Here is a 13,006-nt window from a genome sequence, read left to right on the forward strand (position 1 = left end):
TCAAGCGACGTTGGCGAGGCTTTCTTTGTTCTGTGCCCGGCGCAGCGCATCGTCACGGCTGATCTTGTGCGCGCGGACCAGGGCGAGCAAACACTGATCAAGGGTCTGCATCCCCTGATTCTGGCCCGTCTGGATGACGGAATACATCTGCGCCACTTTGTTTTCCCGAATCAGATTGCGGATCGCCGGGTTGGCAATCATGATCTCATGCGCCGCTACCCGCCCGCGGTGATCGGCGGTCGGGATGAGGGTTTGCGCGATCACCGCGCGCAGGGACTCGGAGAGCATGGCTCGCACCATATCCTTCTCCCCGCCAGGGAAGGAATCGATGATACGGTCGATGGTCTTCGGAGCAGAGCTGGTGTGCAAGGTACCAAATACGACATGCCCGGTCTCCGCCGCAGTCAGAGCCAGACGCATGGTTTCAAGATCACGCAACTCACCCACCAGAATCACATCTGGATCCTCACGCAGGGCGGAGCGCAAGGCATTTTCAAAAGATTTTGTATTCGCCCCGACCTCACGCTGGTTGATCAGACACTTGTTGGGGGTATGCAGAAACTCGATCGGATCCTCGATGGTAATGATATGATCCTGACGATGGTTGTTGATGTGGTTCACCATGGCCGCTAGGGTAGTCGACTTACCCGATCCCGTTGGGCCGGTCACCAGCACCAGTCCCCGCGGCACGTCGATAATCTCTTTGAATACCACCGGCGCATTCAGCTCTTCCAGACTGAGGACCTTGGCGGGAATGGTACGAAACGCCGCGGCGGGTCCGCGATCCTGCTGAAAGGCGTTGATACGAAAGCGTGCCACCTGCGGGACGTCGATGGCGAAGTCGATCTCCAGATTCTCCTCATACCATTTCCGCTGGGCGTCGTTCATGATGTCGTAGATCATGGCATGCACGATTTCTTTGCTGAGAGGCGGCACATTGACTGGTTTGATCTCGCCATTGATGCGCAGCATGGGGGGCAGACCAGCGGAAACGTGGATATCGGACGCATTGTTTTTTACCGCAAAACCGAGCAGATCGGTGACATCCATTTGACTCATCTGCGACTTCCTTGTTTGGGCAACCAGCGATAGGCCATTACTATAGGCGATCTTCCAGATTCCACCCAAAGAGAGTTGAATGGACCTTTCGCAACGCCTGCAGCAGATACAAGAAGAACTTCGAAGCCATGTGCCCTGCCGTCTCCTGGCGGTCAGCAAAACGGTGCCTGCTGAGCGTATGCGCGCCGCCTACGCACTGGGCCTGCGCCATTTTGGGGAGAATTATCTGCAAGAGGCCATGGGCAAGATGGCGACCCTATCGGATCTGGAAATCTGCTGGCACTTCATTGGCCGCATCCAGCGCAACAAAACCGGCGAGATCGCTCGCCACTTTGACTGGGTGGAGAGCGTCGATCGCAGCCTTCTCGTCGAGCGTCTAGATCGCGAACGGGCCGGACTCCCACCCCTGCAGGTCTTGATCGAGGTTGCCATCAGCGGCGAGGAAAGTAAAGGCGGTTGTGCGATAGAAGACATTTTTTCCTTGGCGGAACAGATTGTCGCCAGCGCCAATCTGCGGCTCCGCGGCCTGATGGCGCTGGTACATCCCGACCCTCATGTGGCTGACCAGAATTTTGCGCAGCTACGCAAACTCTATGAACAATTGCAAAGACAGTTCACCGACCAGCAGATCGACACCCTTTCCATGGGCACCTCAGGCGACTATCCTGAGGCTTTGGCCCACGGGGCCACGGAAATTCGACTGGGGACCGTGCTGTTTGGCAGTCGTCCCAAGGAGCAATGATTGCAGCAGCAACAGATCATCTTTCTCGGAGCGGGCAACATGGCCCGCGCCCTCATCGCTGGCCTCTGCAACAATGGTTTTCCCGCGCAGCAGGTCCAGGTACACGCCCCCCATCCGCAGCGCCGCGACGCCTTGGCTACGGAGTTCGGGGTACAGAGCTTGCCTGCCGAGCCATGCCCCCTGCCGCCAGAAGCCGTGGTCGTATATGCCGCCAAGCCCAAACAGATGCGGGCAATACTCACTGCCTGGGCGCACGAGCTGCGCGCTGCCAGAGCCTTGTTGATCTCAGTTGCTGCCGGCGTTCGCCTCAGCTCGATACAGGCGCTGGTACCCAAAGTCGACGTCGTCCGGGTCATGCCCAATACCCCCACGCAGATCGGCGCTGGCGCAAGCACTCTCTATGCGCCAGCAGAGCTCGGCGCCGCGCGTCGCCAACAGGCGGAAAAATTAGTGCAGAGCACCGGATTGGCAGAGTGGCTGCCAGATGAAGAGAGCATGGACATGGCCACCGCCCTCGCCGGGAGTGGTCCCGCCTATGTGTTTCTCTTTCTGGAAGCGCTGGAAGATGCCGCCGTGGCTGGCGGACTGTATCGTGATCAGGCCCGCCGCCTGGCCATTGCCACTCTACGCGGGGCGGCGGAACTCGCGCAGCAGAGCAAGCTAGCACCGGCCTTGCTCCGCCATCAGGTCACCAGTCCCGGCGGGACGACGGCGGCGGGGCTCGGCGTCTGGGAGGAGGGCCTGCGACCTCTCGCCAAACGTGCCCTGGATGCTGCCAGCCAGCGCAGTCAGGAGCTCGCCGCACTCCTGGCAGAAGAGCTCTAAAGATGCTGCTCTTCGATCTCTATCGCCTGTTGGAGTTTGCCCTGACTTTGTTGTTCTGGGCCATTTTCCTCCGCGCCATCCTCTCCTGGGTGCAACCCAACCCTTACAATCCAGTCGTACGTTTTCTCGACCGCGTGACCGATCCCATCCTGCGCCCACTGCAGCAGCATCTACCGCCTCTGGGCGGCATCGATCTCAGCCCGCTGGTGGCCATGCTGCTCATCGAAGCGGCAAAAATACTTCTGCAACGCCTGTTTTTTGGTGGTTTCTAGTATCCTCTTTCCGGTTTGACCTTTTTGGACCAAGATCATGACACACCCTTCCCTAGAAGAAATTCTCGAAATCTTCTCCCTCCCCTTCAACGATCTCCTATTTCGCGCCCAGCAGGTGCATCGAGAGCACTTTGCGCCGAATACCGTGCAATGTTCCACGCTTCTGTCGATCAAGACCGGCGCCTGCCCGGAGGACTGCGGCTACTGCGCGCAAAGCGTGCATCATGAGGCCAAACTACCGGTTACCCCGCTGCTGCCTCTGGCGGAAGTGCTCGAAGCCGCGCAAGCCGCCAAGGACGCGGGGGCGCAGCGTTTCTGCATGGGTGCGGCCTGGCGCAGCCCGCACGAACGAGATCTGGAGAAAGTGGCAGAGATGGTGCAGGCAGTAAAGGAACTCGGCCTCGAAACCTGTGTCACCCTGGGGATGCTCAAGCCCGGCCAGGCGGAGCGCCTGCAGGCGGCCGGTCTGGACTACTACAACCATAATCTCGATACCTCGCCGGAGTTCTATGGCGAGGTGATTCACACCCGCAGTTACGACGAGCGGCTGGAGACCCTGGCGGCGGTGCGCAACGCCGGGATCAAGGTCTGCAGTGGCGGAATCCTGGGTATGGGAGAAAGTCGGCGTGACCGTGCCCGTCTGCTGCAAAGCCTGGCCGCCCTGGAGCCAGCACCGGAAAGTATCCCCATCAACGCCCTGGTGCCTATTGCCGGTACCCCCCTCGCCGACGCGGAACCCATCGACGAGATCGAATTCGTACGCACCATTGCCGTGGCGCGCATTCTATTTCCCAATAGTTACGTGCGCTTGGCCGCCGGTCGGGAAAAGATGAGCGACAGCCTGCAGGCGCTAGCCTTCCTGGCCGGCGCCAACAGCATTTTCCTGGGAGATCGTCTGCTGACTACCAACAACGCCAGTAGCGATCACGACGCCGGTCTCTTCGCCAAACTAGGACTATGCGCCGCCGGTTAAGCAGCGGCGTCCTGTCTCAGTCGTGGTCGCCAAAGGATAGTGGGAAGGAATAAGTGATCAGCGCTTCATCCTCGCCAGGATCCTGATTGACGATGTAGGCATTGGAAACGTGCGCGATCTTCACCCCAAGGCGCCCGCCATTGGCAAACTGATAGGCGAGACCCAATTCCAGGCGAAACTCAAAGGTGCTGCCCAAATCTTTACCGTTTTTTCCAGCATCATAGCCACCAAAGCCGAGAACGGGGGTCAAGACCCAACGATCCCAGGCGATGTCGGAATAAAAACCGGTATAGCCCATGAAGCCACCCCGGGTATTGGCCATCAGCCCCCATGCCGCACCGATACCGAATAGCTTGGATGCCGACTGGTACTCTACGTTGATCTCCGGCACGCGCGGATTCGGCCCGGAAATGGGGTGAATCCCGACCCCGTTGAACACCCCCACACCGGCGCTGAGGTAAGCCGGCCCGCCCTGGATCACATGCAACCCCTCGGCGCTGGCAAAAGGTGCAAAAGCCAGCATAGCGGCACCTGCAAATAACATCTTTGGGGAAAAAATCCGCATTCTCTACTCCTTTAGCCTCTGTTCAAAAATCACTTGCCCGCAGGCGCGCCATGCGCTACCTTATCGACCGAACGGTCAGTATGTCTTGTGTTACGAATTCCGTCAAAGATTCTTACGCTAGACAGGCACCAAGGCGGACAGACGTGCCCTACGTATTGCTGCGGGAGAAGGGAAATCGCCATGCGATGGATCAAACGGTTTGCGGTACTCATCATTGTGGTGCTGGTTGCCTTTGGCGCCTACGCCTATTTTCAGATCTCCGACTACTATCCAAGTACCGATGATGCCTACGTGCACGCCCATGTCGTCAACATCGCTCCGCGGGTAACTGGTCATGTCGTAGCCCTCTACGTGCGCGACAACCAGACTGTCCAACGGGGGCAGCCGCTCCTCAAAATCGATCCGCGGAGATACGAGTATAAATTAGAACAGGCCGAAGCTGAACTCGCCCAGGCAAAGCGGCAGCGCGCCAGCATTGCTGCCAAAATCGATTCGGCACAGGCGCAAATCCAGGCCAATCAGGTCAACTATGCCAACGCCGCACGCAATGCTGATCGCGCCAAAGCGCTGGCCGCCAAACAGTATCTGTCTGTGCAAGCAGCAGACGACGCGCAGACCAAAGCGGCTGAGTTGCAAGCGCAGTTGCAGGCCAATCACGCATCCCTTGCTGGAGCCGTGTCGGAAAAATCGCTGAACAAAGCGCGGATCGCGGCGGCCGAAGCCGCCGTGCGCATGGCCAAGCTGGATCTCTCCGAGACCACGATTTACGCACCAATTACCGGCGTGGTAAGCAAGGTAGACAAGATTCATATAGGAGATGTCGTATCCGTCAACCAGGATCTCTTTCCTCTGATTGGCGACCAAGCCTACTGGATCGAGGCAAATTACAAAGAGACCGATCTCGACCGCATCCATCCGGGACTCGCAGCGACCATCAATATCGACATGTACCCCAACCACACCTTCAAAGGAAAGGTAGTGAGCATCAGTGGTGGTGCCGGCAATGCCTTCTCCCTGCTGCCTCCGGAAAATGCGACCGGTAACTGGGTGAAGGTCACGCAACGCGTGCCGGTACGCATTGACGTGCTCAACCCCGATCCTAAGCTGCCCCTGCACATCGGTACGAGCGCAACCGTCACCGTAACTACCAAACATGCCCCCGGCTGGGTTACCTTTCTACAACCATACTTCTGATTTTGTTTTAGGCAGGCCCGATGGCTTGCGGCAAGCAGGTGGCAACTTGACCAGTTGCCCGGGCTGGCGGCGACGCGGGTGAATCCAGGTGGTGCGCATACCCAGAAGGCGCGCAGTGCGCAGATTGGCGCGGCTATCATCAAAAAAATGACAGCGCGGGGCAGCGACCCGGTAGCGTCGTAGCAAGCTGCGGTAGGCGTAGAGATCGGGTTTGCCACGCAAGGCTGCTGCCGAGAGGTCGAAAATTCCCAAAAAATGTCGCGTCACCTGCAAGCGTGCCAGGACCCGCTCGGCATGCGCCGCAACACTATTGGTGAAGATATACGCAGGTCCGTCGAGGCTGGCCAGCCAGCAGTCGAGAAGCGGATTGGCGGGTACCGTGGCCGCCAAGGCTGGCGGATGAATGGCCTGCAAAAATTCGTGTGGATCGGTGTCGTGATGCCGCATCAATCCCGCCAGCGTGGTCCCGTAGCGGCGCCAGTATTGCTGGCGCAGAGCCTCGGCCGCGGCGCGCTCGAGGCCGAGCTTCTCTTGCAGATAGGCATGCATGTAGCGATGCATCTGCGGAAAGCAGTGCACATTGGCATCGTAGAGGGTATTGTCGAGATCGAAGAGGTAGACCGGCCAGGGACGTCGGCGCAGGCCCAAAAAACGCGGCAGGATACAATCGGCACGTGGCGCCCCACGCCGCTGTCCACGTTTCCATTTTCGCTTCAATCGAGATCCGAAATCAACGTGCCGACACCCAGGCGGGTGAACACCTCGAGCAGCAAGGCGTGCGGTACTCGACCATCAATGATGTGGGCAGCGCGCACGCCCCCGGCCAGAGCATCCAGACAACAACGCAACTTGGGGATCATACCGCCGGTGATCACGCCATTGCTCATCAGCTGCTGCACCTCGGCGATGCGCAGCCGCTCGTAGAGTTGATTCGCCGGGTCCAGGACACCGGCAACATTGGTCATCAGCACAAACTTTTCGGCATGCAGGGTGCTGGCCAAGGCGCCTGCCACCAGGTCAGCATTGATGTTGTAGGATTCTCCACCCGCCCCAACACCAATCGGCGCAATAACCGGAATCACCCCACCGGCATCGAGAAAGCGGATCAGCTCAGCATTGATCCGCGTCACTTCTCCCACCCACCCCAGATCGACGCCATCATCCCGCTGCAGCTTGGCTGCCTGGATCAGATTACCATCTTTGCCGGTCAGCCCCACCGCTTTCCCACCGGCACGCTGAATTCCCTGGACGATCTGTTTGTTGACCAGGCCACCGAGCACCATCTCCACCACTTCCATCGTTGCGTCATCGGTCACGCGCATGCCATCGAGCATTTTGGAAGACAAATCGAGGCGCTGCAGCAGTGCATTGATCTGCGGACCACCACCATGCACGATGACCGGGTTCATCCCCACCTGTTTGAGCAGGGTGACGTCGTAGGCAAACTGTTCCTGCAAGACGGGTTCGGTCATGGCATTGCCGCCATACTTGATGACCAAGGTGCTGCCCTGGAAGCGTTGCATGTACGGCAAGGCCTCGATGAGGAATTCGGCCTGCTGACGGGGGTCGATGCTCATAAAGAAATACCCTATGGCTCAGAACGGTTACGAATACCGCGTAATAGCACCTCGACCATCGCTCGGTCATACTCTTCGGGGCGATCGACAAAGGTCACGGTGGGATATTGTCGCAGCAAATCCAGCGATTGAAAAAAGATGACATTGGCACCGAGCAACATGGTAGTCACCAGCGCTGGATCGAAATCCTTGCGCAGCTCTCCCCGTTCCTGGCCGAGCTGGAGAATCTGCACCAAACTGGCGAACAGATCCGCCAGCCCGGCATCCGCCAGATCGCGAGCGCGTGGCTCGCCCTTTTCCAGCATCTCCCGCAGAAACAGACGCACCAATCGTGGACGCGCCAGCAGGTGCTGCAGATGATTCACGGCAAAATGGTGCAAGGCCTCGCTGGCTGTGCCGCTCTTGTCCACCGCTGCCTGCAGCAGGGCGCGCAGGCTGGCCGCGGCGCTCTGCAGAACCGCCAGATAAAGAGCGTCTTTATTAGGGAAATAGTGATAGATATTGGCCTTGCTAATACCTGCATCGGTAGCGATGGCATGCATGGACACCGCATCGAAACCGTGATCGGCGAACAGCTTCTCGGCCGCCGCAATGATTTTGCGGTAACCCTCCCCTTCGCTGCTCACGCTGGTCGCGTCATTTTCCATTCTGGTAACCCACACAACCGATACTGACTCGTCGGTCAGTCTAGCACTGGAGCGCCTCGAAACACCATCCACGCGATGCAGCCGGCTTTGCCATTTGCTATTCTTAGCGCCATTCCTCTATATGGTGCCCAATGTTCCACCAACATAACAGCCACAGCGACTTTTCTTTCACCCTGCTTTTGCAGGCATTGCATGGCGTCACCCTCTGGCGCCCCAATGTCGTCTATGGCGGATGTATCCTCGCCGGGGCTATCCTTTGGGAGGGCATAGACAGCTGGGGACAGGACGCAGCGGGCGCAGTGCTGGGCGCGGCTCTCTTCGTCCTGGCTGTATTGATTGGCTACCTGGCCGCCGGACGCCTGCTGGTCTATGACGCCCGCGGCGAGCGCAGCCCAGGTATCTGGCGCAGTATCGCGTTCGCATTGCGAGCCTGGCCGCGCCTTCTCTTACTGGTGGTAATGGAGGGACTGCTGCTGCTGGGGATCGGTGTCGTCGAAATGCTGGCCTTTGGTCTGACGCGCATCCCGGCGTTTGGTCCCTATCTCGTCGTACCGCTGTTTCCTTTGGTGGTCATTTTCAATGCCGCATTGCTCATCCTCGCGATTATCGTCTTCAATCTGTCCGGCCCGGCACTCTGGCATGGCGAGGGAGTAGCAAAAGCCTTGCGACATACCATTACCATCGCTCGGAAACGGCCTGGTTCCGTGTTACTGATGATGCTTTTGCTCGGAGTATTGAGTAGCGCTGTGGCCTTGGTCATCATTCTGCTTCTGTACGGCGGCTATGCCCTGACGCTGGCGGCGGCAACGCCATTTCTGGCGAATGCGCTGTATGGCCATGGTGGCGGCGAGGCGCTCTTGCTCGATTGGCTCCCCAATCTGCATGTCGCGGTGCAGCAGAGTGTCGCCCCCATCGTCCACTGGACCCATAGCGGCCAGCGTCTGTCCTGGTTTGCCGCCGGCATTCTCACCTTTTTGTTGCCCAACGTCGTATTTCTCTTGGGCATGGCTCACCTCTACCTGGAGGCCCTGGAACTGGAAGCTCCAGAAGACCTGTAAGGAAGGATCCTATGAAAAAATTAAAACGGCAGTGGGAATTGGAGAAACAACGTTGCCAGAGCTGCGGTATGCCTCTCTGCTTCGATCCAGAGGGCGGAGGCAGCGAAGCAGACGGCAGCCGCAGCAAGAAGTTCTGTAGCTACTGTTACGCATCTGGGGAATTCAAGGAGCCCGATCTGGAGCTGGAGCAAATGCAGCAGCGCGCCCGCAACCTGCTGCGCAAACGCGGACAGCCCTGGTACATCCGTGCGTACATGGCGCATCGGATTGCCACCCTGTCGCGATGGCGCAAGAAATGAAGTGGATAAAGCAAAAGGGCCTGCATTCAGCAGACCCTTTTTGCTTGGCTAGCGCGTGATCAAATACTGTTGCGCGGGCGACGTCCACGACGAGGCTTCAGTTCCTGCATCAAAGCCTCACCGCGCTGGTGCAGCGCATTCATCTTGGCTTCGTCACCATTCACTTGCTCGTAGACTTCCGCCACTGCCGCGAGGATTTGCGTCGCCTCCCAGCCATTGGCCAAACGAGAAATGCGATCGACCAGCATACGCCGCTGCGCATCTCGCTCACGCTTGAGTTTGGGATTTTCCTGCAAGCGGCGCTTCTGCTCCTCGATCTTGTTCATCTGCTCGCGCATGCGAGCTTCCATCTGCAGTTTTTTGGCTTCCAGATCTGCCAAACGTTCTTCTGCCGTACGCCGACGTCTTTTCTGCTTTTCCATTTTCCGAGCTCCCCATTACCGAAAATTTGGCGTCATCTACGCCAACGTCAGCGATTATGTCAGTTCGTTTTACTTTTCGCAAATACGAAAGCGTCAGAAAATATGTATTGCGGATCGAGACCGGATTGCTCCAGACTTTCGGCCAAGTCGAAGACCATATCCGGATGCCCGCAAAGATAGGCGACAAGGTCTTTTGGCTGGGGAAAATCTGCGCCGATTGTCGTGGTGATATAGCCAGTTCTCCCATTCCAGGAGGCATCTGGACGCGAAACCACGGGATGGAAGTGAAAGTTGGGATGCCTCGCCTGCCATTCCTGTAACAGTTCCTGATAATAAAATTCTTGGGCATAGCGTACACCCCAGTAAAAGTGGATGTCGCGGGTATCGCGATTGGCAAAGAGTTGTTCCAGCATTCCCTTGATCGGCGCAAAGCCAGTTCCCGTTGCTGCCAAGAGTAACGGGCGCTCCGGCCAGTCATCTCGGATGAAGAAAGTACCCAGCGGACCTTCAAAGCGCAGGATGTCTTTTTCCTTCATGGAGGAAAAGACGTGCCCGGTGAATTGGCCACCCAGGACATGCTTGATATGCAACTCCAGCTGCGCGCCAGGTCCTGGCATATTGGCGATGGAGAAGCCTCGTCTACTGCCGTCCTTGAGCAGGATATCGATGTACTGGCCAGGTAAAAAGCGAAATTCCTGGGTGCTGGGCAACTGTAAAAACAGGGCTCGTACCTCAGGCGCGAGGTCAACGATACGCGCTACCCGGGAAGGCAGGGTCTTGATTTCGATCCCGGCGGCAGCACCAACCTCGCGCGCCTCGATCGACAAATCGGTTAATGGTGTCGCCTGACAAAAGAGGGCAAAACCTGCCTCCATCTCTTCATCCGGCAACATCTTTTCATCGACGTCCCCATAATCGACCGATCCCGCCAGAATCTTGCCTTTACAGGTGGCGCAGGTGCCACTGCGACAGCTATAGGGCAAGGCATAGCCATGACGCAGGGCTGCCTCGAGAATCGTTTCGTTGGCCTCGATGTCCATTTCGTGGCCACTGGGTTCGATGCGTAAACGATAAGTCATGTGCTACTCCTGTCGAGAAGAGACGACGACCCGGAAGACAAAGAAAAGGGCGAAATCTCGCTCTGATCAAAACGGTTCCAGATCCAGCAAAACAATGCAGCAGTCCTTTCTGCATCATATAAGGCCGAATGGGCCTGTTTTCCATCCCAATCCAGACCCGCCTTGCGCACCGCTTTGGCGAGGACGGTTTCACCGAGCGCCAAAGCAGACAATGTGACCGTATCCAGGGTACTGAAGGGGTGAAAGGGACTGTTTTTTAGCTGCTCTCGTGCCGCAGCGGCGTGCAGAAAAGACAGATCAAAGTTGGCATTGTGCCCCACCAAAACGGCACGACGACATTTCTGATCACGCACTTGACTGCGCAGCGCCCGAAACAGCTCGCGCAGGGCCTGCGCCTCAGGAATGGCGCCGCGCAGGGGATGCTCAGGATCGATTCCGTTAAATGCCAGGGCCTGTGGATCGAGGATGGCACCGGCAAAAGGTTGTACGTGATAGTGCAGGATTTGCACTGGCTGCAAGTTACCGCTCTCCCCGGCAATCACCACCGCGGCGATCTCCAGCAGCGCATGGCGCTGACAATCGAAACCGGCAGTTTCGACGTCTACTACCACCGGCAGAAAGCCGCGCACGCGCTCAGCAATGGGGGTCATGCTCATACGGCGTCCACTCGCGCAGGAAAGCGCAATGCCCGCGGCCCGGCAAGGACCACAGCGCTGGCGACGCTCAGACTCACCGCAGCGGTGAGCATCAGCATCACCACCAACTGCATCGATACCGCCGCGAGCGGCGCCATGCCCGCCAAAATCATCCCCGCAGTGATGCCCGGTATATGGATCATGCCCACGCTTTTCAGACTGTCCAACGTGGGGATGAGGGAACTGCGCACCACCATCGCGTAGAGCTGGCGCATCGCTTGGCGATCGGTGGCGCCCAAGGCGAGCATGGCAAGGAGGAGATCCTCGCGCTGATCGACCTCACTACGCAAACGATTCAGGGCAAGCGAAACAGCGTTCATTGAGTTGCCGATGATCATCCCCCCGATCGGAACCAGGGACTGCCCCTTCCAGGTGATCAGACCCGACACCAGCATCCACGCCAGGGTGATCGTGGTGGCCAGGAAGATGCTTGCGGTTCCCACCCAATAGGCATGGGGAATCCCCGCCCCGCGCTTGCGGTTGAAGAATCCGGCAGTGAAGATCATCAGGGCAAGAAAGAGAATGAGGAGGGGCGGTGATTCCTGGCGAAACAGCCAGCCCAGGATAAAGCCCATGATGGCAAGCTGGACAGTGGCACGCAACGCCGACCACCAAAGCTCCCGCCCCACGCCCAGCCGCTGCCAGGCAGACAGCGCCCAGGAACTGCCGAGGAGACCAAAGACGCCAGCAATCGCCCACGGCGAAAAATGACTGAATAAACCGGTCGCAGCGTACTGCATACCTTTCTCGAAGCGGAAAATAAGCAGTGACTATAGCAGGCTTGCCATGCCGTTTCACCGCAACGAATACCCATACGCGAGCACAGCGTAGCACGCCAAGCCTCTAGTGTGTATAGTATTAACTCTTGATACACATTGAGGAGACAACTATGCGGACCAACATCGTGATAGACGATAACCTCATGGATGAGGCTCTGAAAGCCACCGGCCTCAAAACCAAGAAGGAAGCCGTGGAGCTTGGTCTGAAGACGTTAATTACGCTAAAGAAACAGGCGGCCATCAAAGAGTATAGAGGCAAACTGACCTGGGAGGGCGATCTGACAGAAGTACGAACTGCCCGATGATAGTGGTCGATTCCAGCGTCTGGATCGATTACTTCAACGGCGTTGCCAGCCGCGAAACCGACATGCTCGACGCCCTGCTGGGGGTTGAAGCTCTGGCCGTGGGCGACGTGATCCTTGCCGAAGTGCTTCAGGGCTTTCGGAGCGATGCGGACTACAAGATCGCCAAAAGCCCATGAGTTCTCTGATCGTTGTAGAGATGCTTGGTGAAGCGAACGCCATCAAGTGCGCCGAGAACTACAGAGCGCTACGCAAACGTGGCGTCACAATACGAAAGACGATCGACGTTTTCATTGCCACCTACAGCATCGAGAATCAGTGCCTACTGCTGTTTCAGGATCAGGACTTCCTGCCCTTCGTAGAGCATATGGGCCTCTTGCCCGCTATCAGGAGCGCATAATCGATGAACATCACATGGTGTACTATTAACCAGGCCCTTAAATATACGATATCATTATGGTATACTCAGGGTCATGGAACGGATAGATGTGCGTAAATTGACGGTAGAAGGGCGCAAC

The 13,006-nt window shown here is 57.7% G+C and carries 19 protein-coding genes; 10 read left to right on the forward strand and 9 right to left on the reverse strand.

What is annotated here, in order from left to right:
- On the reverse strand, positions 1 to 1,059 hold the full coding sequence (locus AC2VNM_RS09445) for a type IV pilus twitching motility protein PilT (RefSeq protein WP_483164792.1): 1,059 nt from the start codon (positions 1,057 to 1,059) through the stop codon (positions 1 to 3).
- A gap of 79 nt (positions 1,060 to 1,138) precedes the next feature.
- Here AC2VNM_RS09445 and AC2VNM_RS09450 point away from each other — a divergent pair, with 79 nt between their 5' ends.
- From AC2VNM_RS09450 to bioB, 4 genes are read left to right on the forward strand one after another with little or no spacing between them, the layout of a single operon-like run.
- Positions 1,139 to 1,801 carry a YggS family pyridoxal phosphate-dependent enzyme gene (locus AC2VNM_RS09450; protein ID WP_486913216.1) on the forward strand — a complete coding sequence of 221 codons (663 nt, stop codon included), beginning with the start codon at positions 1,139 to 1,141 and terminating at the stop codon, positions 1,799 to 1,801.
- Positions 1,802 to 2,626 (forward strand): pyrroline-5-carboxylate reductase, encoded by an 825-nt coding sequence (proC, locus tag AC2VNM_RS09455; protein ID WP_486913217.1) that lies wholly within the window; start codon positions 1,802 to 1,804, stop codon positions 2,624 to 2,626.
- Between the two features lie 2 nt (positions 2,627 to 2,628).
- The gene (locus AC2VNM_RS09460; protein ID WP_483164789.1) at positions 2,629 to 2,898 is read left to right on the forward strand and encodes a YggT family protein; all 270 of its coding nucleotides are present in this window, start codon (positions 2,629 to 2,631) and stop codon (positions 2,896 to 2,898) included.
- A gap of 37 nt (positions 2,899 to 2,935) precedes the next feature.
- Positions 2,936 to 3,871, forward strand: a complete 936-nt coding sequence (gene bioB, locus AC2VNM_RS09465; RefSeq protein WP_483164788.1) for a biotin synthase BioB — start codon at positions 2,936 to 2,938, stop codon at positions 3,869 to 3,871.
- 16 nt (positions 3,872 to 3,887) lie between these two features.
- On the opposite strand, the gene AC2VNM_RS09470 is transcribed toward bioB, so the two are convergent.
- On the reverse strand, positions 3,888 to 4,436 hold the full coding sequence (locus tag AC2VNM_RS09470) for an acyloxyacyl hydrolase (protein ID WP_483164787.1): 549 nt from the start codon (positions 4,434 to 4,436) through the stop codon (positions 3,888 to 3,890).
- Positions 4,437 to 4,616: 180 nt separating this feature from the next.
- Between AC2VNM_RS09470 and AC2VNM_RS09475 the strand changes: the two genes are divergently transcribed.
- Positions 4,617 to 5,630, forward strand: coding sequence for an HlyD family secretion protein (locus tag AC2VNM_RS09475; RefSeq protein WP_483164786.1), 1,014 nt, complete (start codon positions 4,617 to 4,619; stop codon positions 5,628 to 5,630).
- Here AC2VNM_RS09475 and AC2VNM_RS09480 read toward each other — a convergent pair.
- From AC2VNM_RS09480 to AC2VNM_RS09490, 3 genes are read right to left on the reverse strand one after another with little or no spacing between them, the layout of a single operon-like run.
- Positions 5,613 to 6,347, reverse strand: a complete 735-nt coding sequence (locus AC2VNM_RS09480) for a pyrimidine 5'-nucleotidase (protein WP_483164785.1) — start codon at positions 6,345 to 6,347, stop codon at positions 5,613 to 5,615. The genes AC2VNM_RS09475 and AC2VNM_RS09480 overlap by 18 nt on opposite strands.
- The gene (argB, locus tag AC2VNM_RS09485; protein ID WP_483164784.1) at positions 6,344 to 7,207 is read right to left on the reverse strand and encodes an acetylglutamate kinase; all 864 of its coding nucleotides are present in this window, start codon (positions 7,205 to 7,207) and stop codon (positions 6,344 to 6,346) included. Before argB ends, AC2VNM_RS09480 begins: the two co-directional genes overlap by 4 nt.
- 11 nt (positions 7,208 to 7,218) lie before the next feature.
- Positions 7,219 to 7,854: a TetR/AcrR family transcriptional regulator gene (locus AC2VNM_RS09490; protein WP_483164783.1), complete on the reverse strand. Its 636-nt coding sequence runs from the start codon at positions 7,852 to 7,854 to the stop codon at positions 7,219 to 7,221.
- 131 nt (positions 7,855 to 7,985) lie between these two features.
- Between AC2VNM_RS09490 and AC2VNM_RS09495 the strand changes: the two genes are divergently transcribed.
- Positions 7,986 to 8,912, forward strand: coding sequence for a hypothetical protein (locus tag AC2VNM_RS09495; RefSeq protein ID WP_483164782.1), 927 nt, complete (start codon positions 7,986 to 7,988; stop codon positions 8,910 to 8,912).
- Between the two features lie 11 nt (positions 8,913 to 8,923).
- Complete coding sequence (locus AC2VNM_RS09500; protein WP_215872892.1) at positions 8,924 to 9,211, forward strand: zinc ribbon domain-containing protein; 288 nt, start codon at positions 8,924 to 8,926, stop codon at positions 9,209 to 9,211.
- A 59-nt stretch (positions 9,212 to 9,270) separates the two neighbouring features.
- On the opposite strand, the gene AC2VNM_RS09505 is transcribed toward AC2VNM_RS09500, so the two are convergent.
- From AC2VNM_RS09505 to AC2VNM_RS09520, 4 genes are read right to left on the reverse strand one after another with little or no spacing between them, the layout of a single operon-like run.
- Positions 9,271 to 9,633 carry a hypothetical protein gene (locus AC2VNM_RS09505; protein WP_483164781.1) on the reverse strand — a complete coding sequence of 121 codons (363 nt, stop codon included), beginning with the start codon at positions 9,631 to 9,633 and terminating at the stop codon, positions 9,271 to 9,273.
- 59 nt (positions 9,634 to 9,692) lie between these two features.
- A complete protein-coding gene (locus AC2VNM_RS09510; protein ID WP_486913218.1) occupies positions 9,693 to 10,712 on the reverse strand; it encodes a CDP-6-deoxy-delta-3,4-glucoseen reductase in 1,020 nt (339 codons plus the stop codon).
- On the reverse strand, positions 10,709 to 11,368 hold the full coding sequence (gene rnt, locus AC2VNM_RS09515; RefSeq protein WP_483164779.1) for a ribonuclease T: 660 nt from the start codon (positions 11,366 to 11,368) through the stop codon (positions 10,709 to 10,711). Before rnt ends, AC2VNM_RS09510 begins: the two co-directional genes overlap by 4 nt.
- A complete protein-coding gene (locus tag AC2VNM_RS09520) occupies positions 11,365 to 12,147 on the reverse strand; it encodes an ABC transporter permease (RefSeq protein WP_483164778.1) in 783 nt (260 codons plus the stop codon). The genes rnt and AC2VNM_RS09520 overlap by 4 nt, the downstream gene beginning before the upstream one ends.
- A gap of 149 nt (positions 12,148 to 12,296) precedes the next feature.
- Here AC2VNM_RS09520 and AC2VNM_RS09525 point away from each other — a divergent pair, with 149 nt between their 5' ends.
- Genes AC2VNM_RS09525 through AC2VNM_RS09535 form a run of 3 tightly spaced genes read left to right on the forward strand, consistent with a single transcriptional unit; the run spans position 12,297 to position 12,888 of the window.
- Positions 12,297 to 12,491, forward strand: a complete 195-nt coding sequence (locus AC2VNM_RS09525) for a type II toxin-antitoxin system VapB family antitoxin (RefSeq protein ID WP_486913219.1) — start codon at positions 12,297 to 12,299, stop codon at positions 12,489 to 12,491.
- Positions 12,488 to 12,667 carry a PIN domain-containing protein gene (locus AC2VNM_RS09530; protein ID WP_486913220.1) on the forward strand — a complete coding sequence of 60 codons (180 nt, stop codon included), beginning with the start codon at positions 12,488 to 12,490 and terminating at the stop codon, positions 12,665 to 12,667. The genes AC2VNM_RS09525 and AC2VNM_RS09530 overlap by 4 nt, the downstream gene beginning before the upstream one ends.
- Positions 12,664 to 12,888 carry a PIN domain-containing protein gene (locus tag AC2VNM_RS09535; protein ID WP_486913221.1) on the forward strand — a complete coding sequence of 75 codons (225 nt, stop codon included), beginning with the start codon at positions 12,664 to 12,666 and terminating at the stop codon, positions 12,886 to 12,888. The genes AC2VNM_RS09530 and AC2VNM_RS09535 overlap by 4 nt, the downstream gene beginning before the upstream one ends.
- Positions 12,889 to 13,006 lie beyond the last annotated feature (118 nt).

Source organism: Acidithiobacillus sp. TH-A67, assembly GCF_057473545.1.

Bases quoted from the DNA above. Each gene is read 5' to 3' on its own strand.
- bioB (WP_483164788.1), top strand. From the start codon at position 2,936: ATGACACACCCTTCCCTAGAAGAAATTCTCGAAATCTTCTCCCTCCCC.
- AC2VNM_RS09445 (WP_483164792.1), bottom strand. From the start codon at position 1,059: ATGAGTCAAATGGATGTCACCGATCTGCTCGGTTTTGCGGTAAAAAAC.
- AC2VNM_RS09505 (WP_483164781.1), bottom strand. From the start codon at position 9,633: ATGGAAAAGCAGAAAAGACGTCGGCGTACGGCAGAAGAACGTTTGGCA.
- AC2VNM_RS09535 (WP_486913221.1), top strand. From the start codon at position 12,664: ATGAGTTCTCTGATCGTTGTAGAGATGCTTGGTGAAGCGAACGCCATC.
- AC2VNM_RS09530 (WP_486913220.1), top strand. From the start codon at position 12,488: ATGATAGTGGTCGATTCCAGCGTCTGGATCGATTACTTCAACGGCGTT.
- AC2VNM_RS09520 (WP_483164778.1), bottom strand. From the start codon at position 12,147: ATGCAGTACGCTGCGACCGGTTTATTCAGTCATTTTTCGCCGTGGGCG.
- AC2VNM_RS09510 (WP_486913218.1), bottom strand. From the start codon at position 10,712: ATGACTTATCGTTTACGCATCGAACCCAGTGGCCACGAAATGGACATC.
- AC2VNM_RS09495 (WP_483164782.1), top strand. From the start codon at position 7,986: ATGTTCCACCAACATAACAGCCACAGCGACTTTTCTTTCACCCTGCTT.
- argB (WP_483164784.1), bottom strand. From the start codon at position 7,207: ATGAGCATCGACCCCCGTCAGCAGGCCGAATTCCTCATCGAGGCCTTG.
- rnt (WP_483164779.1), bottom strand. From the start codon at position 11,368: ATGAGCATGACCCCCATTGCTGAGCGCGTGCGCGGCTTTCTGCCGGTG.
- AC2VNM_RS09450 (WP_486913216.1), top strand. From the start codon at position 1,139: ATGGACCTTTCGCAACGCCTGCAGCAGATACAAGAAGAACTTCGAAGC.
- AC2VNM_RS09500 (WP_215872892.1), top strand. From the start codon at position 8,924: ATGAAAAAATTAAAACGGCAGTGGGAATTGGAGAAACAACGTTGCCAG.
- AC2VNM_RS09475 (WP_483164786.1), top strand. From the start codon at position 4,617: ATGCGATGGATCAAACGGTTTGCGGTACTCATCATTGTGGTGCTGGTT.
- AC2VNM_RS09460 (WP_483164789.1), top strand. From the start codon at position 2,629: ATGCTGCTCTTCGATCTCTATCGCCTGTTGGAGTTTGCCCTGACTTTG.
- AC2VNM_RS09470 (WP_483164787.1), bottom strand. From the start codon at position 4,436: ATGCGGATTTTTTCCCCAAAGATGTTATTTGCAGGTGCCGCTATGCTG.
- AC2VNM_RS09490 (WP_483164783.1), bottom strand. From the start codon at position 7,854: ATGGAAAATGACGCGACCAGCGTGAGCAGCGAAGGGGAGGGTTACCGC.
- AC2VNM_RS09525 (WP_486913219.1), top strand. From the start codon at position 12,297: ATGCGGACCAACATCGTGATAGACGATAACCTCATGGATGAGGCTCTG.